This is a genomic window from Micromonospora sp. NPDC049230 (assembly GCF_040647875.1).
GTDB lineage: Bacteria > Actinomycetota > Actinomycetes > Mycobacteriales > Micromonosporaceae > Micromonospora.
Genome location: NZ_JBEZCZ010000060.1, coordinates 1 through 21,601 on the forward strand (window position 1 = coordinate 1; position 21,601 = coordinate 21,601).

The following is a 21,601-nucleotide window of genomic DNA, read 5'->3' on the forward strand; positions in this document are numbered from 1 at the left end:
TGTCCGAGACCGATGCTCTCGGGCGGACGACTCGTTGGTCCTACGATGACGACGGCAACCTGGTCGAGGTCACCCGCCCGGACGGCAGCCGGGCGACGGCCGCGTACAACGAGTTGGGTCAGCCGGTCGTGGTTACCGACGTCGACGGTGCGATCTGGTGGCGCGGGTACGACGAGCGCGGCAGCCTGACCATGATCACCGACCCGGTTGGCGCGACTGTTCACTACCGGCACGACGACGCGGGCCATCTCACCGAGATGGTCGATCCGCTGGGAAACGCCGTTGAGGTGGCAGTCGACGCGGCCGGCCTCCTCACCCGGATCTCCGACGCCCTCGGCGCAGTGACCAGTTGTCGACGCGATCGGGCTGGCCGGATCACCGAGATCACCGATCCGGTCGGCGGCACCACACGTCTCGGCTGGACCGCTGAGGGGCGGTTGGCGTGGCGGCGCACCCCGGACGGGGCGAGCGAGGAGTGGACCTACGACCCGGAAGGCAACCTGGTCAGCCACACCGACCAGACCGGGGCGACGACCGAGTTCGAGATCGGCGGCTTCGACCTCACGGTGGCGCGTACCGGGCCGGACGGCGCCCGGCTCGCCTTCGGGTACGACACCGAGTTGCGGCTCACCACTGTCACCAACCCGCAGGGGCTGACCTGGCGCTACGACTACGATCCGGCCGGGCGGCTGGTCGCCGAAACCGACTTCAACGGCCGGACGCAGACCTACACGTACGACGCCGCCAGCCAGGTCGTGGCCCGCACCAACGGTGCCGGTCAGGGCATCGAACTGGTCCGCGATCCGCTGGGCAACGTCGTCGAGAGACGCACCACCGAGGGGACCACGACCTTCGGGTACGACCCGGCTGGCCGGCTGCTCCGCGCCAACTCACCCGAGGTCGCACTCAGCTTCGAGCGGGATCCGTTGGGCCAAGTGCTGGCCGAGATCCGCGACGGTCAGGTGGTTTCCTCTTCCTACGACGTGCTCGGCCGACGGACGCATCGGCGTACCCCCTCGGGGGCGCAGAGTGTGTGGGAGTACGACGTCAGGCATCGACCGGTGGCCCTGCGTACCGGTGGGGCTGCGGTCAGCTTCGTCCACGACGCGGCCGGTCGGGAGACTCGGCGTGAGGTCGGTGGTCTCGCGCTGACCCAGAGTTGGGATGCGAGTCATCGGCTGCTCTCGCAGATCGTCACCGCGAGTTCCGCGGGGCCAGCGTCAGTGCCGGGGCTGGTCGCCCACCGGGCCTACCGGTATCGCGCCGACGGCTACCTGACCGGCGTTGCCGACCAACTCACCGGCGAGCGACGGCTGGAGCTGGACCGGGCCGGCCGGATCACCGGGGTGCAGGCCGCCGACTGGACTGAGCGGTACGCCTACGACGACGCCGGCAACATATCCAGTGCCACCTGGCCGGGCGCCGCCGGCGGAGTTGGTGGTGCCAGAGGTGAACGGGAGTACACCGGCACCCTGATCAGGCGGGCCGGCGACCTGCGCTACGAGTACGACGCGGCCGGTCGGATGACGCTGCGGCAGCGCAAGGAGCGTTCGACCAAGCCGTCGACCTGGCGCTACACCTGGGACAGCGAGGACCGGCTGACCGGCGTCACCACCCCGGACGGCACCCGCTGGCGCTACCGGTACGACGCGCTCGGCCGCCGAGTCGCCAAGCAGCGTCTCGACGCCGACGGTGGCGTGGTCGAACAGGTCGACTTCGCCTGGGACGGCCCGCGTCTCATCGAGCAGACCCAGTGCAGTGGCGACGTCGACAGAACCAGCACCTGGGAGTACGCCCCCGGCACGTTCACCCCGATCAGCCAGACCGACGGCTTCGCCGACCAGGACGAGGTGGACCGCCACTTCTACGCCATCGTGACCGACCTGGTCGGCACACCCACCGAACTGGTCAGCCCGGACGGCGAAATCGCCTGGCAGCAGCGCACCACCATCTGGGGCATCCCGACCCACGTCAGCACCACGGGTGTCGACTGCCCACTCCGCTTCCCCGGACAGATCCACGACTCAGAGACCGGCGCCTCGTACAACCATCACCGCTACTACGACCCCGTGAGCGTTGGCTACCTATCGGCCGATCCCCTCGGGCTAGTGGCCGGCACGAGGCCACACGGATACGTTTTCAATGCTACCGCCGCAATCGATCCTTTCGGATTGGTGCCTTGCGGAACAGTGGCGCGGAACGGCTTGTCCGATGACGAATATATCCAAGCGCGTGAGATTGCTGACGAACTTGGCGGCCACTTCGAGGGACAGGCTGTCGGCAACACGGCCGGCGTCGACGGGTTCTGGAACGGCGTCCCGGCAAGCCTCAAGGAGGTCGCGCCCGGAAGCGCCAACAACGTGAACGCGCTCAAGGGCGCGGCCGACAAGGCGCGAAAGTCCATCTTGAAGACTGATTTTCGTGATCAGGGAGCGATCCTCTTCATCCGCGCCCATGGTGTCTCGATGGCTGATGCCCTCGGAATCGACCACCTGGCCAGGATGGCCGGTGGACCCGCGTTCTCCCAAATCTCGATTCGAACTGGTGAAGGCTGGGTTCACTATGGCACTTGAGTGGAGTATCGAAGGCGGGCGACCGCTGGACCCGCAGAACCTCGTCGAGCAGGTGAGGAAGACGCTTGAGCGCCTGGCTGACGCGGCGGTCGTTCTGCATCTCGAAGACGATGGCCAGGTGGGCTCCGAACCAGCGGAGGAGGACGCGGCCTTCTCCTACCTCCTGAATTCTGAGATAGCTGGGAAAACGTCAAGCGTCGAATTGGCGCAATTCACCTCGGATTCTCCGAGTGGCACCTGTATCGGGTATGTCACCGCGAACCGGGACAGGCGCTCGGTGGTGCTCGGAGTGATCGTCGCTGCACTGTGGAATATGGCTGCTGGTGGCGACCTCTCGGGCACCGGCCTGGGCGGCAAGCGACTCTCACCCGAGGAGTCGGAAGAGTTGCTTGCTGGTCTTTTTCATGGTGCTACCTGGGAAGACAGGGTCGAGTGGGCAGCAGGCCGGCTCGGGTATGGCCAGGTAACCTGAACGGGTCTGCCCCGAATGAGGCGTTCCGCCCCCCGTGGCGCGGTGCGATCTGACGGCGGGAGTACGCCGAGCACGGCAACCTGACCATGATCACCGACCCGATCGTGGGCTGGGCGGATCGGGGGAGCATGTCGTGGACGACGGTCGGGAGCAGATCGCCCGACGGGTCGAGGCGCAGGTGGGCGTCCGGCCGCCGGAGGCGCTGCTCGACGTCTGGACGGGCGCGCGGCCGGTGGACGCGGCAGCCGACGTGTCCCTTTACGGTCCGGACGAGATCGCCGAACGCAACCTCACGTACGAGATCTCGGACTACGCACCGGGCCTGCTGCTGATCGGGGACGACGGCGGCGGAGCCGGCCTGTTTGTCGCGCGGAACGACCCCGCCCCCGAGGTCGTCCTCATCGGCCTCGGTGCGGTGGGCTCCGACGACGGCACACGTGTCGGCCGGTTGTCGGGCCTGGCTGTGGACGGCTTCCGGTCAATGAAGTCAGCCGAAGATGTCGGGGATGAGGCGGCCCCGACCGGGCCGATCGACATTCTGGTCACCCACCGTCCAGGGATGAAAGCACTGATGGAGATTCGCAGACTGTTCCACCTCTCCCTGCCGATCAGCGCACTCATCGCTGCGGACGCCCATTACCCGATGGTGGTCCTGACCGACGTCTACTACGGCAAGTACGCGGAGGCCCTCGGCCAGCTCAACCTGCGCTACCAGTGCCTGGCCGTTCGCCCCCACGTCACCGCGTAGAGGCCGGCGACGAGCCGGTAGTGCCGAACAGTCGCGCGTACCCGTTGCCGTTTGACTGACGTGGGCTGCCGCAGACCTGTGCGAGATATGCGACAGGTCCACACGGCCACGAGGTGGAGGGCCTCCCTCGTCGACGCCTCGGGCGGCCGGCGCGAGCTGAGCGTCGAGCGCGCCGTTTGAGGGCGATGGTGGCGGTCGGTGGTTGGAGGCTGGTGGCGGGCGGGTGGTGCGGAAAAGCCGGCCTACGTCAGATGGCGCCAAATGCGACTGCGGTAGTGGTCAAAGGTAGTTGCGTGTCTATGTTCGAATGGCGGTAGGGCCAGCTTATCTGGGCTTGTCCTGGTTCGTGGTGCCGGGTGGATAGCTGTCCCATGTCGGGCGCTGCGAGGGCTTCAGGCGTGTTGGCGTGGACGGGGGAGGTCCGGCGCGATGGCTGAGTTTCCGGCGCACTTGTTCCGGATGGATGGTGATCCGTCGGCGATCCGGTCGTCGGCGTCGCGGTGGCAGGGTTTTGGTTCGGCGGCGTCGCAGGCGGCGGCGCAGATCACGGGTTTGGACACGAGTCAGTTTGTGGGTCCGGAGGGGGATCTGTTCCGGGAGGGCCTGAACGCGCAGATGCCCGGTCATCTGCGGGTGACTGGTGATGCGTTCGGGCGGGTGTCGTCGGGCTTGTCGGTGTTCGCGGGTTCGTTGTCGTCGTTGCAGGATCGGATGCGTCCGTTGGCGCAGCGGGCGCCGGGTTTGTGGGCGGCGTTGCAGGCGGCGCGGGGCCGTGCCGATCGGGCGAAGCAGGCCGACGAGCGTCACGAGCGGGAGGTCGCCGACCGCCCACCGGAGGCGGCGGCGGGGCCGGATTCGTATCGGTCGGATGCGGGGGCGGCGGGTTCGGCGTTGTCGCAGGCGCAGCGCGACTGGGACGAGTGTGTGGCCCAGGCCGGCGCTCTACGCGGTGAGTTGGCGACCGCGGTGCGTGACTGTGTGCGGGCGGTCAACGACGCGAAGGGTTTGCGGTTCAAGGAGAACCCGAAGTGGTGGGATCTGAAGGGTCAGTTCACCAACTTCGTCCGCGACAACCAGGAGTTGCTGGCGCAACTGTCGAGTGCGTTGAAGATCGTCTCCCTGGTCGCCGGGTTGTTGTCGTTCATTCCGATCCTGGCCCCGATCATGGCGCCGATCGCGATCGGCACCGCCCTGCTGGCCTCCGCGATCGACCTGTCGATCTACGCGGCGACGGGTAAGGGCAGCCTGAAGACGATTTTGATCGACGTGGGGCTCAATCTGCTACCCGGGGTGGGCAAGCTGGCGCGGTTGGGGGCGGGTGCGTTGAAGGGCACCCGTGTGGCGTCCGCGTTTTCGTCGGTGGCGGCTCGGGGTCGCAACATGGGGTCGGTGGCGCGGTGGGGTTTGGCGAACCCGAGGGCCAACGGCATCGAGGCGATCAAGCGGTTGGCGCGGTTGGATCCGATCGATATCGCCTGTGGTGACATGGTGCTCACCCAGACCGACGTCGCGTTGCCTGGTGTGTTGGCGCTGTTGTTGTCGCGTACGCATCTGTCGTCGTATCGGATGGGGAGTTGGTTCGGCCGGTCGTGGGCTTCCACGCTGGATCAGCGCATCGAGGTCGACGACACCGGCGTGTATGTCGCGACGGCCGATGGGATGACGCTGATCTACCCGGTCGGTGCGGACGGTCGCCCGGACCGGCTGCCGAGCGAGGGGCCGCGTTGGCCGTTGGCGCAGGACCCGCAGGACGGCATCTACCGGGTCACCAATCCCGCATTGGGGTGGACGTGGCACTTCGGGCCGGTGCCCGGCAGCCTGGCAGGCCAGCTTCCCCTTGTCGCGGTGACCGACCGCAACGGTCACCGGGTTGAGGTGCGCCACGACGACAGCGGCGCACCCGCCGAGGTGGTGCACTCCGGTGGGTACCGGGTCCGGGTGCGCACGCAGGAGAACCGGATCGTCGCCTTCGACCTCGGCGGTGACGACATTGAGGTGGTTCGGTTCGGCTACGACGAGGCCGGTGATCTGACCGAGGTTGTCAACTCCTCCGGGTTGCCGCTGCGTTTCGACTACGACATCGACGGGCGGGTCACCCGGTGGGCGGATCGTAACGGCACCGAGTACCGCTACACCTATGACGAGGACGGCCGCTGCGTCGCCACCGCCGGCACCGGCGGGTATCTGACGGGTCTGCTGCGCTACGACACCGCCGCCCGGGTCACCACCGTTGTCGACTCGCTCGGCCATGCGAGCGTCTACGAGCTTAACGAGTTGCGGCAGGCCGAACGGGTCACGGACCCGTTGGGCAACGTCACCACGACGGTCTGGGACCGCTTCGATCGGAAGTTGTCCGAGACCGATGCGCTGGGGCGCACGACTCGTTGGTCCTACGATGACGACGGCAACCTGGTCGAGGTCACCCGCCCGGACGACACCCGCGCGACCGCGTCGTACAACGAGTCGGGTCAGCCGGTCGTGGTTACCGACGTCGATGGTGCGATCTGGCGCCGCGGGTACGACGAGCGCGGCAACCTGACCATGGTCACCGACCCGGCCGGCGCGATCACCCGCTACACCTACGACGAGCCCGGCCACCTGACCGAGGTGACTGATGCTCTGGGCAACACCCTGCTGGTGACCACCGACCCGGCCGGGCTGATCAGCGGGCTCACCGATCCCACCGGCGCGGCGACACGTTACCGACGGGACTCGGCCGGACGGGTTGTCGAGGTGAGCGACCCGCTCGGCGGCACCACCCGCCTCGGCTGGACCGTCGAGGGGCGGCTGGCGTGGCGGCGCACCCCGGACGGGGCGAGCGAGGAATGGACCTACGACCCGGAAGGCAACCTGGTCACCCACACCGACCAGACCGGGGCGACGACCGAGTTCGAGATCGGCCACTTCGACCTCCCCGCCGCACGCACCGGCCCCGACGGCGCCCGACTCGCCTTCGCCTACGACACCGAGCTGCGCCTCACCACTGTCACCAACCCGCAGGGGCTCATCTGGCGCTACGACTACGACCCGGCCGGGCGGCTGATCGCCGAAACCGACTTCAACGGTCGCACCCAGTCGTACACCCTCGATGCCGCCGGTCAGGTCGTGACCCGGGCCACCGGTGCCGAGCAGAGCATCGAGCTGATCCGCGACCTGTTGGGCAACGTCGTGCAGAAACGCACCCCGGAGGGCGTCACCACCTTCGGGTACGACCCGGTCGGCCGGCTCCTGCACGCCACCTCACCCGATGTCGCACTCCGCTTCGAGCGGGACCCGTTGGGTCGAGTGCTCGCCGAGATCCGCGACGGTCAGACCGTGACCTCGTCCTACGACCCGCTTGGTCGACGGACGCACCGGCGCACACCGTCGGGGGTGGAGAGTGCCTGGGAGTACGACGCCGGACACCGGCCGGTCGCGCTGCACACCGGCGGCGCGACGGTCAGCTTCACCCACGACGCGGCCGGCCGGGAGACCCGGAGGACGGTCGGGAGCCTCGCCCTGACCCAGAGCTGGGACGCCAAACATCGGCTGCTCTCCCAGATCCTCACCGCGAGCCCGGCCGTCGACGGCGGCGTGCCCGACCTGGTCGCACACCGGGCGTACCAGTACCGTTCCGACGGTCACCTGACCGACATCGCCGACCAGTTCACCGGCGAGCGTCGGCTGGAGCTGGACCGGGCCGGCCGGGTCACCGCCGTACAGGCCGCCGGGTGGACCGAGCGGTACGCCTACGACGACGCGGGCAACGTCGCCAGCGCCACCTGGTCTGGCGACACAGGCGACGACAGCGATCGCGACGCAAGAGGCGAGCGGGAGTACACCGGCACCCTCATTCGCTCCGCCGGGAACGTGCGCTACGAGCACGACGCCGCCGGCCGGGTCACGCTGCGGCAGATCAAGCAACGTTCGACCAAGCCGCTGAGCTGGCGTTACACCTGGGACAGCGAGGGTCGGCTGGTCGCGGTCACCACCCCGGACGGAAGTCGGTGGCGCTACCGGTACGACGCGCTGGGCCGCCGGGTCGTCAAGCAGCGTCTCGACGCCGACGGTGGTGTGGTCGAGCAGGTCGACTTCGCCTGGGACGGCCCGCGTCTGATCGAGCAGACCCATCGCGGCGAGGCCGGCGACAAGACCAGCACGTGGGAGTACGCCCCGGGCACATTCACCCCGATCAGCCAGACCGACGGCGTGGCTGACCAGGACGAGGTGGACCGCCGCTTCTACGCGATAGTCACCGACCTGGTCGGCACCCCCACCGAACTGGTCGCACCGGACGGCGAGGTGGCCTGGCAGCAGCGGACCACCATCTGGGGCATCCCGACCCAGGTCAGCGCCACCGGCGCCGACTGCCCGCTGCGGTTTCCCGGTCAGATCCACGACCCGGAAACCGGTGCCTCGTACAACCATCACCGTTACTACGATCCTGACACCGCCCGGTATCTCAGCTCCGACCCCCTCGGTCTTGTTCCTGGCTCGAACCCGTACCGATACGTGGTCAATCCGTTCCGGTTTGTCGACCCGCTTGGCCTGTCGCCCTACCAGGCCGGGAACAGAATCCCGATTTATCGAGGCACGTCGCGGGCGCTGGAGAATCACATTGTCAGCGAGACCGGAAAGGTGATGAGCGACGCCGCGCAGCGCGCATTCATGGAAAGTGGTGGCGTTGTCGATGACGCTGCGCGCGCCTCTCAGGATGCTCACCAGGCTGGGGTCCGGGCCTGGGGTAATGAGCAGAACTATGCGCACGCGCATGCGGAGTTCGGTACGGAGATGGCGGAGGTCGGGGAGCGCTCCATGATATCTTTCACCAGCAACATCGATACGGCGAAGAACTTCGCCGGGCCGAACGGGCAGATCCATCAAGCGATGGTGGACCCGAGTCAGGTGATCGTCCAATCCCTGCCCGGAGCCGGCGAGTCCGAGATTCTGGTGCGTAATATGATCGATGTGCTGCCATGGCCGTGACCCTCGACCTGGGGGGAACCCCCTTCGTCTTCTTTCCGGCGGGTGAGCCCTTGGGCATTCCCGGCGAAGTGGTCAACAGTGACCAGTTCGAGGATCCTCTGCTCATCGACCATCCACGACTGCGTCGGATTCTGGTGCGCATCCGTCCCTCGATGCCGGCACTGCCCTACGTGCTGCACTGGAGTGATGGATCGGACCTCTACGCCGTCGATAGCCGAGTAATTGCTGGAGCGGTCGATGCCAAGGACTTCCAAGGCGCGTTGGTGGCCGAGGTGCGTTCTGTCGTCTGCCGCAACTGTGCCGCGATTCTTCGGGTGGTTGTCGCGGAAACGGCTATTTCCGTGTTGAGCGGCGAGCTGGCTCCCCGAATCGCCGAGCATGAGTTCCGACGGAATTGCCCGGTGTGCGGAGAGCCCACCCTGCCGTACGTCGTGGAACACCTCGATGCTGCGTAGCTCGTAGTCGCGGGACTCGGGCAATTTCTCAGCCAAGGAGTGGACGTGGAGCCCACGAATGCCGAGCCGTCCGAGGTGTCGCTGGGCTACGACATCTTCGCGCCCCTGTGGGGGCTGCTGCAATTGGGTGCGGCGAGAGAGTGGGACGGTACCTCCGCGTTCCGCCCGGTCTTCCTCGCTTTTGTCACGGCCCGACGAGACAGCCTGGCCAGGCTGCTGGCAGGGATCCAGGCAGTTGGCGACCTGTCGCCGAGGTCATCGGCGTGGACGCTGAGTCGAATCTGGCGACTGCGGTCACTTCATGGCGGATCGCGCATCTGTCCCCGGCCCGGCATCCACACTCGAACATGAGTGAGGTGAGGAGGGCGAGGTTGAGAACTCTGGCGCTACATGTGGAATCCAGTCTTGCCCTGAGCCGAACCGACAGTTAGCCCGGCGGGGCGTCCGCCGTCAGATTCGGGACCCATCTGGCAAACCCGGTCAGCCGGTGCGGAACAGCGGCAGTGGTTCGCCCTGGTAGCCGAGCAGGTACTGCTGCGGGTCCGCTTCGAGCACGGTGCCGAGTACGGCTCCGAACACGTCGCGGAAGTCGGTAGTGGCTTTCAGGTCGCCCTGGTCGAGGTCGGTGAGGCTTGGTGGTTGGCCGTGGAAGCCGCCGGCTACTCGTGCTCCGGCCAGGAGCACTGGCCCGGCGGTGCCGTGGTCGGTGCCGTCGGAGGCGTTGACGCGTACCCGTCTGCCGAATTCGCTGTAGACGACAACGGCGACGCGGCGGCCGGCGTCGGTGCCGGCCATGCGGTCCACGAAACCGGTCACGGCGGCGTCGAGTTGGGCGAGCAGGGCGTCCTGGGCGGTGCGTTCTCCGGCGTGGGTGTCGAAGCCGCCGAGGCTGACCGAGTAGACCCGGGTGGGTACTCCCGCCTCGACGCAGCGGGCGACCAGCGCGAGCTGCGCGCCGAGCGCACCGCCGCCGCCGGTGCCGGTCGCGGTGGCGACCGGGGTCGCGTCGGTGGGGCTGGCGGTCGGTGCCACCGCCTCCCGGACCAACCGGCCCATGTCGACGAGGTCGGCGTACGCGGAGGCGGCCCGCGCCTGCATCGCCGACTCGCCGGCCTGCATCCGGCCGAGCGACGCCACCATCGCGGGCGCCACCCAGTCGGGCAGCTCCAACCCCTGGTAGCTGACGCAGGCGCCGACCCGCCGCCGCCCGACCAGCAGTGGCGGCAGCACCGGTTCGAAGCTGACCGCGGCCTCGACGGGGGCTCGGGTCTCGTCCAGCCAGCGTCCGACCCAGCCGGTGTCGGCCGGGCCGTTCGGCGCCGCGGTCTGCCAGATGTCCATGGACCGGAAGTGGCTGCGGTCCGGCTTCGGGTAGCCGACCCCGTGCACGATGGCGAGCCGACCGGCCGACCAGAGCCCCTGTAGGCCGCGCATCGCCGGGTGCAGACCGTGGTCGCTGTCCAACCGCAGCACCTGCTCCTCGGGGTACGCCAGCTCGGGCCGGGAGGCCCGGTAGGCGGGGTCGGCGTACGGGATCACGGTGTTCAGCCCGTCGTTGCCGCCGTAGAGGGTGACCAGGACGACGGTGTCCACCGGACGCCGGGCGACGCGCTGCTCGGGGTCGGCGGTGTCGAGCAACCGGGACAGGGTGACCGCGCCGGCGCCGGCGGCGAGCGCGCCGCCACCGACCACGCCGGAGGCGAGCAGGAACCGTCGTCGGGTGAGTCGGTCCATCTCAGGTCACCTGGTATTCCGGGCTGACCAGCCCGAGGGTGAGCATCAGGCGGGAGTTGGTGGTGCCACGCAGCACCTCGTAGGTGCGGTCGGTCCAGGTGTCCACGCACAGCAGGTGGGCCACCTCCTCCGGGGTGAGCCGCTCCGGGCTGAGCTGGCTGGCGAGTTTGCCGGCCAGGGACAGCTTCAGTCGGGCGGCAGCCGAGGTCAGCCAGGCCACCCCGGCGGGCCAACCGCCCACACTGGGCGGGGCGAGTGGGCGTTGCCCGAGGCCACCGAGCCCGTCGAGCAGCCCGATGACGGTCTCCGCCGGGAGGGTGGCCGGTCGCAACCCGAGTTGTCGCAGCGCGCCGACCAGCCACTCGACCGGTTGTTTGACCATTGTGGCTCGGGTGGTCGGGAAGACCTCGTCGGCCAGCAGCGCCCGCAGCATCGGCAGCGGCTCGGGGAAGGCGGCGACCATCTCCTCGCTTGTCTTTTCCGGAATCGGTTGGGTGCTGGACGCGTACCGGTGCCAGAGTCGGGCGGCCACGAACCGGGGGCAGGCATCCTGTGCCAGCACCAGGTCGACAAGGCTGCCGACGGTGAAGTGTCTGGTGACGCCGAGGATGCTCGACGCGCCGTCGTGGTGGCGCCGAGGGTCGAAGACCGATCGCTGCCCGGCGAGGTCGATCCGCCAGCCGGTCAGCGCCAGGCCAGCCTGTTGCACGTCGGACTCGGTGTAGCGGCCGAGGCCGAGGGTGAACAGCTCGAAAAGCTCCCGGGCGAGATTTTCGTTTGGTGCTTCCCTGCTGTTCAGTTGGCCGTCCAGCCAGTAGACCAGCGCCGGGTCGACGACCATCCGGTGGGCCATGTCGCGGAAGTCGCGAGATTCCCGTAGGGCGAGGTGTTGGGCCAACATCAGTTGTGGGCTCTTGACCTTGACGATCGAGGTGGCCCAGTGACCGTGCCAGAAGAAGAGCAGTTTCTCCACTGCCTGGTGGTCGGCGACGGTCATCCGGTCCAGCCACCACTGGGTGAGGGTGGTCGCCTGTGCTCGACGCAGCCCGTCGGCTTCGACACGCTGCGCCGGGGTGAGGTCGGGCGCGCCAGCGTACGGGTCGCTGCCGAGTGGAGGGATGGGCGCCCGGGTGGCGCCGATGTCGGGCCCCGTCGGGGTGGTCAGTGCGGTCAGGGTGGCGGTGAAGCCGGCCCGCCTCGCTGCCTCCAGCTCGTTGGCGGTCGGTCCGAACCCCGTTCGGCGTAGCAGCAGAGCCACGTCGTCGGTCATAGCGGCACCATGGTGGGACCCTCAGCAGGGAAGCGGCGTTTCACCATCATCCGGAATCTCCGCCCGTCGGCGACGGGTCGAGCCGCGCCCCGACGATACGTCCTCGATGGACGTACAGCATAGAGTGTGGACGATCAGTGATGGCGGCGCCGATCGGATGTCCGAATACTGACGTGTGTCTGCTGTGGCATGTGTTTCGCTCGATATGTTCGCTATCATCGGCGGCTGCGTCGCCGATCGTCCACACTCTTACGGGGGTACGAGGTGATGGATCAGCCTGTTCCACCCGAACCGCGCCATACGTCCGGGCCGTCGCCGGTCGCGCTCGCGGGTGCCGAGGCAGACGCCGGCACCTGGCAGGGCATTCCGAGGCAGCCCGGCGCACCCCGCCCGACCCCGCGCGCCCAGACCGGCCGGTCGGTCGCGCTGGTGCACGAGTGGTTCACCGCCACCGGCGGCGCGGAACAGGTCTTTCGGCAGCTCACCGAGGTCTTCCCGAACGCCGAGCGGTTCGCCCTGTGGAGTGACGACGACGCCGATCCGCCACCGCTGCGGGTGTCGTGGCTGGCCCGGACGCCGCTGCGCGGCAACAAGGCGGCTGCCCTGCCGTTCATGCCGCTGGTCTGGCGGACCCTCACCCGCGACCACTTCGACGTGGTGATCTCCTCCAGTCACGCCTTCGCGCACACGGTCCGGCTCGGCAACCCCGACCGCACCCGGCACCTCAGCTACGTCCACGCGCCCGCCCGCTATCTCTGGAACCCGGGCGTCGACGACCGGGCGTCCGGGCCGATGCTGGCCGTCCCCCGACGACTGATGCGGGCGCTCGACGTCGGGCTCAGCCACCACGTGCACAGTTACGCGGCCAACTCCGTCGAGGTGCGCGACCGGATCCGGCGTCACTGGGGGCGCGACGCCTGGGTGATCAACCCACCGGTCGATGTGGACTTCTTCTCGGACGCCCCGGCCGCCGACCGGGCGCAACCCCGCGACTACCTGCTGGGCGTCGGGCGTTGGGTGCGCTACAAGAACTTCGACCTGATCATCGCGATCGCCGAGGAGGCCGGCCTGCCCCTGGTCATCGCCGGCTCCGGGCCCGAGGAGGCCCGCCTGCGGCGCCTGGCGGACGACGCCAGTGTGCCGGTCACCATCGAGGTCCACCCGGACCGCTCCCGGTTGCGCCAGCTCTACTGGGGCGCCCGCGCCCTGCTCTTTCCGGTCCACGAGGACTTCGGCATAGTGCCGGTCGAGGCGCAGGCCTGTCGCACCCCGGTCGTCGGGCTGCGCCGTGGTGGGCTGCTGGAGACCGTCGTCGACGAGGAGACCGGCGTCCTTGTCGACTCGCTCGATCCCCGTGACCACGCCGCGGCGACCAGCCGGCTCGACGAGCTGGACCCGGCGCGGATCGCCGTTCAGGCGGGGCGGTTCTCGACGCAGACCTTCGCCCGCCGGGTGACCGAGTGGGTGGAGCACGAGTGTGACTGACCCGATGCGGGTGCTGCACGTCACCCACACCGCGCAACCCGGCGGGGCCGAGCTGGCCCTGGCCCGCCTGCTCGGTCAGCGGCACCCCTGGCAGGCGTCCCTGTACGCCCCGCCCACCGGCACCGCCTTCGACAAGCTTCCCGCCGCGGAGGTGGCACAGGCCCGGGATCTGCCGCCACTGCCCACCGGCGGCACCCGAAGTCGCGCGCCAATGCTGGCGGCCCGCTACCTGACGGCACTGCGCGACGGCGCCCGGGTGCTGCGGCGCAGTCCGCTGTTCCAGCAGGCCGACCTGGTGCACGCGAACACCGCGCCCGCGGCGATCATGTGCGCTCTCGCCGACCGGGCCGGGAGCCGACCGCTCGTGGTGCACCTCCGTGGCCCGTTGACCGTCGAGAGCCTCGGCCCGATCGGTCTGCACGCGTTCCGACGGTTGGCCATGCGACGCGCCGACGGGCTCATCGCCAACTCCGGGTTCACCCTCGCCAGCGTCCCGCCGGGTCCGGCTCAGCGCACGGTGATCCAGAGCCCCAGCGGGATCGCCGAGCGGCTTCCGCAGCCCCAGGTCGGGCCGCAGGTCAGGGCCATCGGGATGGTCGGCCGGCTCCAGCACTGGAAGGGCCAACACATCTTCCTCCGCGCGTTCGCCGCCAGCCTGCGCGGCACCGAGGTGCGCGCGTACCTCTGCGGTGCCCCGCTCTTCGGCGAGGAGGCCTACGAGGCGCAGCTACGGGAACTCGCCGCCACGCTGGGCATCGGCGACCAGGTCACGTTTCTCGGGCACGTCGACGACATCAACGGCTTCCTCGACTCGATCGACATCCTGGTGCACTCGTCGCTGGGGCCCGAGCCACTGGGCCAGACCGTGTTGCAGGGGTTGGCGCGGGCGCTGCCGGTGGTGGCCACCGAGGGCGGTGGGCCGGGGGAGTGGATCCGCTCCGGGGTCAACGGCATGCTGGTGCCGCCCGGAGAGCCAGACGCGCTCGCCTCGGTGCTGCGTAACCTGGTGGAGTCGCAGCCGCTGCGGCAGGAGTTGGCGACCGGCGCCGCCCGCACCCCGGGCCTGCTGTCCGACGCGGACTGCGTCGATCGGCACGCCGGGTTCTTCGAGTCCGTCCGCCGCGCCCACCGGCCGGCCCACGCGCGGGACGCCGCGTGAGCCCAAGGGCACTACGGGTCGCGTACGTCCAGGTCCGCCCACCCGGGCTCACCGAGACCTTCATTCCCGCCGAGATCGAGGCGGTGCGGGCGGCCGGGGCGACGGTCGAGGTGTTCGTGGCCAACCCGGACGGCAACCGTCGGGCCGAGCCGCGCCGGGCCGCCGTCCAACTGCTCCGCCGTCCCACCGGGCTCCCGGCCGACCTGCGCCTGCTCGGGCTGCCGTCGCGGGCCGCCGGGGGGCGAGGGTTGGCGCGGGGCCTGCTGGCCAGCACCGCCGCCAGCACCCTCGCGGACAGCGTCGCGCGTTTCGACCCGGACGTCGTGCACGCCCACTTCGTCAACGTGCCCACCTCGGTCGCCCTGCTGCTCGGGCGTCGACTCGGTCGGCCGGTGACGGCGACCGCGCACGCTGCCGACTTCCTGCTCGACCCGGACCCGGCCGCCCTGCGCCGGCGACTGGCCCGACTGCGGCACCTCTTCGTCGTCTCCGCGGCGACCGCCGGCCAACTCGCGGACCGGGGGGTGCCGATCGCGACGATTCCCCACCGGGTCGTCCGGGCCGGCGTCGACGCCCGGCTCCTGGCCGCGCAGCCGACGGTGCCCGCCCCCGCGCCGGGCACGCCGGCGAGGATCGTCACCGTCGCCCGGCTGATCCCGAAGAAGGGGATCGACACCGCCATCGACGCGGTGGCCCGGCTCGTCCACGCCGGGCAGGCCATCCGGTACGACATCTACGGCGACGGTCCACTGCGGGACCACCTGCGCCGTCACATCGACTCGGCGGGGCTTGCCGACGCCGTGGTGCTGCACGGCGCGGTGCCACACTCGGTGGCCACTGCCGGACTCGCCGGCGCGCAGGTCGCCGCGCTGCCCTGCCGGCCCGCCCCGGACGGCGACCTGGACGGCATCCCGGTGTTCCTGATGGAGGCCGCCAGTCAGGGCGTCCCCGTCGTCACCACCGCCGTCTCGGGCATTCCCGAACTCGTCGGTCCGGACTGCGGCTGGCTCGTTCCCCCGAACGATCCGGTTGCCCTCGCCACCGCGATCCGGACGGCGGTCGCCGAACCGGCCACGGCCCAGCGGCGCGCCCAGGCGCTGCTGCTCCGGCTCCGGTCGGAGTTCGCCCCGGCGGTGCAGGCCGACCGGCTGCTGTCGGTCTGGCGGGACCTGGCCGGGTCGACCCCGACCCGACCGACCGCGCCGAGCGGAGGTGGGCACCGGTGACCCTCAGCGTCGTCTCGTCGTACCTGCCGATCCCGCTCGACCGGGGCGATCCCGTCCGGGTGTCGATGACGCTGCGGGCGCTGGCCCAGGTGCCGGACTGCATCCTGCTGGTGGTCCGCCGCCCGGACACCACGGCGGAGCACGTGGAGCAGTTGCGCCAGATGCTGCACCCGATGCGCGTACGCACCTTCGCGGCCACACCGTTCCGCTACGACCGCCTGGGCCCGGCGGGCCGATACCCGCAGGCCCTCGCGTACGGTCTGCCGCCCTGGATCCGGAGCCGTTACAGCGCCGAGCTGCACCACGACCTTCGGCGACGCGACGGTGCGGCGATAGCCCTCGGTGAGGCGGCCGGAGCGTACTTCTCCGGGACCGGGTTGCGCTGGCACTGGGACAAGGCCAACGTGCTCGCCGCCAGCGTCCCGCAGGAGGTCGAGGCGGCCGGCGACCTCGCGTACCGGCTGCGCGCCCGGTACCTGACCGCCGTCTCGACCCGCTTCGAGCGGCGGGCGCTGGCCGCCTGCGCGACGGTGTCGGTGACCAGCGACGACGAGGCGGAGCGGCTGCGACGACACCACGGCCGGGCGGCCACGTTCGTGCTGCCCAGCTGCGTCCCGCTCCCGTCCGGTCATCTGCCCCGGCCGCGGGAGCGGGAGTTGGTCTGGCTGAGCAGCTTCGCGTACGAGCCGAACCTGACCGGCCTGCGGCGCTTCCTGGCCGAGGGCTGGCCGGCGTTGGCCCGGTCCGGTTACACCCTCACCCTCATCGGCTCGGGCCTGACCCCACCGGTCCACGCCGAGCTGGGCCGGCACCCCGGGGTACGGGTGCGCGGATACGTCGACGACCTGCGCACCGCACTCGCCACCGCCCGCGCGGGTGTGGTGCCGGTGTGGAGCGGGGCCGGCGTCAAGCTGAAGACCCTCACCCTGCTGGCCCACGCGGTTCCGGTCTTCACCACGTCGGTGGGTGCCGAGGGTGTCCCGCCGAGCCCCGCCGTCCGGATCGCCGCAGGCCCACAGGCGATGGCCGCGGAGATCCTCGCGACCACCTCGACCGCCCTCGACACCATGGCCGCGGCGGCGACGCGGCTGGTGGAGCAGGAGTTCTCCGAGGACCGGTTCGCCGAGCGGCTCCGCACCGCGCTGCGCGACGATGGCTACCTCGCCGATCACGGCGCCGCCGGCGCCGAACCCGCACGGTGATGGCCGTCCACCGGCTGGCCGCCTCCACCGCGGCCAACCTGCTGATTCCGGTCAGCGGGCTACTCGTCAGCCCCTTCCTCTCCCGCGAGCTGGGGCCGGAGGGGCGAGGGCTCTACGCCGCGCTGACCCTGCCGATCGTGATCTGCGGTTGGCTGGGCACCTTCGGTCTCCAGGACGCGCTGACCTTCCACATCCGCCAGCGCCGGTTGTCCCGTCGGGACGCGGCCCGGGTCAGCCTGGTGGCAGCCCTGCCACTCGGTCTGGTCGCCGTGCTGTTGCTCGGCGTGCTGGGCTTCCTCGTCTTCGACCGGGCGGAGGTCGACCGGCAACAGTTCCTGGTGCTCGCGCTGCTCGCGCCGCTGCACATCATGGCGAACCTGGCCATCGGCGCCCTCACCGGCGCCTCGGACATCGGCGGCGTCAACCTGATGAAGGCCGTGCCGGCGGTGCTGCGGACGATTCTGCTGGTCATCGCCTGCGTGACAGTCGACCTGAGCGCCTTCTGGGCCGCCGCGCTCTTCCTGACCGCGACGGCCAGCGGCGTGCTCGTCGGGCTGCCCCGGCTGCGCCGCCGCGCAGGGCCACCGAGCCGCACCAAACCGGCCGAGCCAGCCGGACCAGCCGAGCCAGCCGGACCAGCCGAGCCAGCCGGACCAGCCGAGCCGGCCGAGCCGGCTGGCCGGGCCGAGCCGATCCCGGTCCGTTCGCTGATCCGGTACTCGCTCACCTGCCTACCGGGTGTGCTCGCGGCGACCTCCAGTGCACGGCTCGACCAGGTCATCGGCCTACCGCTGCTCGGCGCACGCGAACTCGGCTTCTACGCGGTGGCGGTCAGCGTGGCGGAACTGCCGACCGTCGTCGCGACCGCGGCCCGGACCGTCCTGATGGGCGGGGCGGGCGGCGACGACAACGAATCCGTACTGCGGGTGGCCCGGGTCGCCGTGCCGGTGGCGGCGTTCGGGTGCGCGGTCCTCGCCGCGAGCGCGGGTCTGCTGGTGCCCCGGTTCTTCGGCGCCGCGTTCGCCCCCGCCACGCTGCCCACCGTCATCCTCTGCGTGGCCACTGTCGTGTTCACCTGCGTGCAGATCTTCAGTGCCCTGCTGCTCGTCAACGACAAGGCGGCCCGATCGTCGGTCGCCCTCGTCGTCGGCTCACTCACCGGCGTACTGCTGCTCGTCGTGCTGGCACCGCAGGGCGCGGTCGGCGCGGCCCTGGCGAGCCTGATCGGGTACGCCGTCGCGGCCGGCATCGCCGCCCGGTCGGTGCGCAGGCTGCCGGGGGTGCCATCACTACGAGCGGTGACCGTGCCGTACGCCGCGGATCTCCGTCACCTGCACGCCTGGCTCAGGCGGTGGTGGCGGGCTCGCCGGGCCGGTCCTTCCGAGGCAGGGGATGCTGCCCAAGCACAGTCAGCAGGCACAGGCGGGGGAGTCCGATGAGTGCGTTGTCCAGCGGCCAGACGAAGGGCGCCCTCCTTCGGGCCGGCAAACTGATCCGCCCCGAGCCCGGCAGCGCCGAGTGGGTTGGCAGCGCGGGCGTCGTCGTCCTGCTGATCCTCGCCTGGATGAGGGTGACCATCCCCCCGACCGTCCAGGTGCTGCAAAACGGGCGGCCGACCTTCAACTCCGCGGTGGAGTCGATGCCGCTGGCCGGTCGCATCCTGGGTGACGTCACCACCGCGGCGTTCATCGGCCTGGCCCTCCTCCTCACCGTGTACGGGCTGCGGCACCGCCGCCCGGACCGCCTGTGGGCGCTCCTCGTGGTCCTCGCCCCGCTGGCGGCCATCCACCTCGCCGGGCTGCTGAACGGGCAACCCCCCGGACCGGTGTCCCTGGCCCTGCCGATCGCCGTCGTCGCCATCTGGGTGCTCCGACCCGGGGCGCAGGCCCTGGCCACCATCGGCGTGCTCGGGGCGGCCACCGCTGCCGTCGCGATGCTGCTGGCGGCCGGGTGGCCCGACCTGGGGCTGCTCACCGGAGCCGACGCGGGAAACAAGGGCTGGGCGATCGGTGGGCTGCTCGCCGGCCCGTACGCACACTCGAACGTACTCGGGATCATCCTCGCCCTCAGCCTGCCGTTCGCGTTCGGCATCCGGCACACGACGTCGCGTCGGGCCACGCTGACGCTGATCCTTGTCGCGCTGCTCTGGACCGGCTCCCGGACCAGCCAACTAGCGGCCATCGTCGTCCTGCTGACCTGGGGGCTGCTGCGCTGGCGCACCGGTGGGCGCTCCGACCGGCCCGAACGGGGCCGCGGCCGGCAACTGTCGCTGCCGATCGGCATTCCGCTTGTCGTCGCGCTCGGTCTGACCATCCTCAGTCCACTGCTCACGACCGACCCGGCCGGTTTCACCAACCGGGGCCGGACGTGGCGGGCCCTGCTGAGCCGATGGGCGGAGCGGCCACTGACCGGCCACGGTCCGGAATACTTCGAGCGGCAGCGGGACCTGGCCGCCGCACTCGGTGGCCGCTACACCCACGGGCACAACGTGCTCGTACACCTGCTGGCCGTCGGTGGCCTGCTCGCCGTCGTGCTGTTCGCGGTGCTGCTGTGCCAGGTCTGGCGGCGGTCGATGCTCCTGGCCGGGGCCGGCAGCCCGGGCCCGGCGCTGTTCCTGATCGCGCTGCTCTGGGTCTCCTGGTTGGAGGCGTCGCACCTGTCGGTCACCCTCGCCGGGTACCTGACCTGGCTGCCGCTCGCCCTGATCGCGCGAGCCGAGCTGCCCAGCCCCGCACCCGAGCAGACGATCGGGTCAGAAGATCAGGACGTCCCGTAGGTAGTTGGCGACCCGGCGAAGCTGGTTCGCGCCACCGACCGGCGCGGTCATCCGCAACACCAACTGTTTGTCGATGTCGCCGCTGTCACTGCGCCAGTACGCGACCACCACCAGGCCGTACCGCTGCTCACCGTCGACGGTGAGCCTGCTGGTCTCGGCGTACGCGGAGGAGGGGCCACTGCGCACCCACTGCAACCCCCAGGCCTCCTCGCCGGTACGCATCGCGGTCTGGCGTGGCCCGTCGCAGGGCGCCGGGCAGTCGCGTACGACCAACTCGCCGCCGAGTGCGGCTTCGCTGCCCGCCGGCGCGCCGCACTGATATTTGCTGAGCCCCTCGGCCCGCTCGACGGACGTGCACTGCCAGTTCGGCGGCACCTTGACCGGGAACGGCAGACCGTCCAACTCGTTGAGGGTGAGAATCCGGTCGGTGGCGGCGAACCGCACCCACAGGGCAGGCCACTCGCCCTGAGCTGGCGGTTCGAGCCCGGGGCTCAGCGGCGCGGAGGCGGGGGCCGGCGCGGGCAGGCCCGACGGGCCCGCCGTGGGCTGCGGTTTCGGCGGATCCGTGCCCGGGTCGAGCAGCAGGACCAGACCACCACCGGCGACGAGGCCGAGCACCAGGCCGATGACCGGCAGCGCCCACCGGCCCGCACGGGACTGCTTCGGCGCGGGCGTCGCCGCCGGCTTCGGCTCTGGCTCCGGTTCTGGTTGCGGGGTGGTGGGAGTCGGGCGAGGCCGGGTGTCCTGGGGTCGCGACGGGACCGCCCACACCGGCATCGGAGTTTGCTCCGTCGGCGTCGGGTTTGGCGTCGGCGTCGGTGTCGGCGGTACCGGTGTCGTCGGCTCGACGGCCGGCGGCGGTTGGTCGTCCGGCGACGTCGTCTGCCGGTCGCGCGGAGCCGGCACCTGCTCGGCCGGAGACCGCCGGTCGGCCGGCACCGTCTGCTTGGCCTCGACCCGTGGCGTGTGCTTCACCTCGGCCGGTGGCGTCTGCTCGGCCTCGACCCGTGGTGTCTGCTCGGCTCGCGGTGTCTGGGGTGGCGGCACCGGTGTCGTCGGTGTGTGCTCCGGTGCGGCGGGTGGATCGTCCGGCTCGGCCGGAGCCGGCTGGTAGGTCATCCCGAGGGCGGCGAATGTGCGTTCGGCAGTCGGAAGGAGGTCTTTCGGGTACGCGACCCAGGGGGTGGCGGCGGAGAAGTCCGCGCCGACCCACAGCGGACTGCCCGACTCCGAGTGAGCGATCGCGTGGGTGGTGGCCGCGAAGGCGTCCCGCCACCGAGACTCGCCGGCGATGCCGACGTCGAGCACCACCACCACGAGAGATTGCTGTCCACCGTCCACGGCGGACCAGATGCTGCCAATCTGGCAGACGCCCAGTCTCCGGATCCGTTGGTACGGACCAATTGGCTGCATGTGCGACCTCTTCCGCTTGCCCAGGTGATGATATCCACCCCGACCCATCCGGTCCGGCCCGGCATAGCCCGAAGCCGAGGAGGTCCTGCCTGGATGACGACAGTCAGCGAGCAGGCCGCTCCC

General features: G+C 70.4%; 15 protein-coding genes. 12 read left to right on the forward strand and 3 right to left on the reverse strand.

The features are described 5' to 3' along the window. From AB0A95_RS32000 to AB0A95_RS32025, 6 genes are all read left to right on the forward strand, one after another. The coding region (locus tag AB0A95_RS32000) for an RHS repeat-associated core domain-containing protein (RefSeq protein WP_357559468.1) at positions 1-2,573 on the forward strand (2,573 nt) is incomplete at its 5' end. Further along, positions 2,563-3,045, forward strand: a complete 483-nt coding sequence (locus AB0A95_RS32005) for a hypothetical protein (protein ID WP_357559469.1) — start codon at positions 2,563-2,565, stop codon at positions 3,043-3,045. The genes AB0A95_RS32000 and AB0A95_RS32005, both read left to right, overlap by 11 nt. Positions 3,046-3,178: 133 nt before the next feature. Beyond that, on the forward strand, positions 3,179-3,793 hold the full coding sequence (locus AB0A95_RS32010; protein ID WP_357559470.1) for a hypothetical protein: 615 nt from the start codon (positions 3,179-3,181) through the stop codon (positions 3,791-3,793). Between the two features lie 429 nt (positions 3,794-4,222). Beyond that, positions 4,223-8,758, forward strand: coding sequence for an RHS repeat-associated core domain-containing protein (locus tag AB0A95_RS32015; RefSeq protein ID WP_357559471.1), 4,536 nt, complete (start codon positions 4,223-4,225; stop codon positions 8,756-8,758). Then, positions 8,749-9,213 carry a hypothetical protein gene (locus tag AB0A95_RS32020; protein WP_357559472.1) on the forward strand — a complete coding sequence of 155 codons (465 nt, stop codon included), beginning with the start codon at positions 8,749-8,751 and terminating at the stop codon, positions 9,211-9,213. The genes AB0A95_RS32015 and AB0A95_RS32020 overlap by 10 nt, the downstream gene beginning before the upstream one ends. Positions 9,214-9,258: 45 nt before the next feature. Further along, positions 9,259-9,564, forward strand: coding sequence for a hypothetical protein (locus AB0A95_RS32025; protein ID WP_357559473.1), 306 nt, complete (start codon positions 9,259-9,261; stop codon positions 9,562-9,564). Between the two features lie 129 nt (positions 9,565-9,693). Here the strand turns inward: AB0A95_RS32025 and AB0A95_RS32030 are convergent, their stop codons facing one another. Beyond that, positions 9,694-10,947 (reverse strand): DUF1501 domain-containing protein, encoded by a 1,254-nt coding sequence (locus AB0A95_RS32030; protein WP_357559474.1) that lies wholly within the window; start codon positions 10,945-10,947, stop codon positions 9,694-9,696. Position 10,948: 1 nt separating this feature from the next. Further along, complete coding sequence (locus AB0A95_RS32035; protein ID WP_357559475.1) at positions 10,949-12,217, reverse strand: DUF1800 family protein; 1,269 nt, start codon at positions 12,215-12,217, stop codon at positions 10,949-10,951. A 267-nt stretch (positions 12,218-12,484) separates the two neighbouring features. Between AB0A95_RS32035 and AB0A95_RS32040 the strand changes: the two genes are divergently transcribed. From AB0A95_RS32040 to AB0A95_RS32065, 6 genes are read left to right on the forward strand one after another with little or no spacing between them, the layout of a single operon-like run. Next, positions 12,485-13,702, forward strand: coding sequence for a glycosyltransferase (locus AB0A95_RS32040; RefSeq protein WP_357559476.1), 1,218 nt, complete (start codon positions 12,485-12,487; stop codon positions 13,700-13,702). Further along, positions 13,695-14,861: a glycosyltransferase family 4 protein gene (locus tag AB0A95_RS32045; protein ID WP_357559477.1), complete on the forward strand. Its 1,167-nt coding sequence runs from the start codon at positions 13,695-13,697 to the stop codon at positions 14,859-14,861. The genes AB0A95_RS32040 and AB0A95_RS32045 overlap by 8 nt, the downstream gene beginning before the upstream one ends. Then, positions 14,858-16,087 carry a glycosyltransferase family 4 protein gene (locus AB0A95_RS32050; RefSeq protein WP_357559478.1) on the forward strand — a complete coding sequence of 410 codons (1,230 nt, stop codon included), beginning with the start codon at positions 14,858-14,860 and terminating at the stop codon, positions 16,085-16,087. Before AB0A95_RS32045 ends, AB0A95_RS32050 begins: the two co-directional genes overlap by 4 nt. Next, positions 16,084-17,289 (forward strand): glycosyltransferase, encoded by a 1,206-nt coding sequence (locus AB0A95_RS32055; protein WP_357559479.1) that lies wholly within the window; start codon positions 16,084-16,086, stop codon positions 17,287-17,289. Before AB0A95_RS32050 ends, AB0A95_RS32055 begins: the two co-directional genes overlap by 4 nt. Then, positions 17,289-18,728, forward strand: a complete 1,440-nt coding sequence (locus AB0A95_RS32060) for a polysaccharide biosynthesis C-terminal domain-containing protein (protein WP_357559480.1) — start codon at positions 17,289-17,291, stop codon at positions 18,726-18,728. The genes AB0A95_RS32055 and AB0A95_RS32060 overlap by 1 nt, the downstream gene beginning before the upstream one ends. Then, on the forward strand, positions 18,725-20,065 hold the full coding sequence (locus AB0A95_RS32065; protein ID WP_357559481.1) for an O-antigen ligase family protein: 1,341 nt from the start codon (positions 18,725-18,727) through the stop codon (positions 20,063-20,065). Before AB0A95_RS32060 ends, AB0A95_RS32065 begins: the two co-directional genes overlap by 4 nt. Here the strand turns inward: AB0A95_RS32065 and AB0A95_RS32070 are convergent. Beyond that, positions 20,042-21,382, reverse strand: coding sequence for a hypothetical protein (locus AB0A95_RS32070; protein ID WP_357559482.1), 1,341 nt, complete (start codon positions 21,380-21,382; stop codon positions 20,042-20,044). The two genes, AB0A95_RS32065 and AB0A95_RS32070, sit on opposite strands and share 24 nt — an antisense overlap. Positions 21,383-21,601: the final 219 nt, after the last annotated feature.

Bases quoted from the DNA above. Each gene is read 5' to 3' on its own strand.
- AB0A95_RS32040 (WP_357559476.1), top strand. From the start codon at position 12,485: ATGGATCAGCCTGTTCCACCCGAACCGCGCCATACGTCCGGGCCGTCG.
- AB0A95_RS32065 (WP_357559481.1), top strand. From the start codon at position 18,725: ATGAGTGCGTTGTCCAGCGGCCAGACGAAGGGCGCCCTCCTTCGGGCC.
- AB0A95_RS32015 (WP_357559471.1), top strand. From the start codon at position 4,223: ATGGCTGAGTTTCCGGCGCACTTGTTCCGGATGGATGGTGATCCGTCG.
- AB0A95_RS32035 (WP_357559475.1), bottom strand. From the start codon at position 12,217: ATGACCGACGACGTGGCTCTGCTGCTACGCCGAACGGGGTTCGGACCG.
- AB0A95_RS32030 (WP_357559474.1), bottom strand. From the start codon at position 10,947: ATGGACCGACTCACCCGACGACGGTTCCTGCTCGCCTCCGGCGTGGTC.
- AB0A95_RS32005 (WP_357559469.1), top strand. From the start codon at position 2,563: ATGGCACTTGAGTGGAGTATCGAAGGCGGGCGACCGCTGGACCCGCAG.
- AB0A95_RS32020 (WP_357559472.1), top strand. From the start codon at position 8,749: ATGGCCGTGACCCTCGACCTGGGGGGAACCCCCTTCGTCTTCTTTCCG.
- AB0A95_RS32060 (WP_357559480.1), top strand. From the start codon at position 17,289: ATGGCCGTCCACCGGCTGGCCGCCTCCACCGCGGCCAACCTGCTGATT.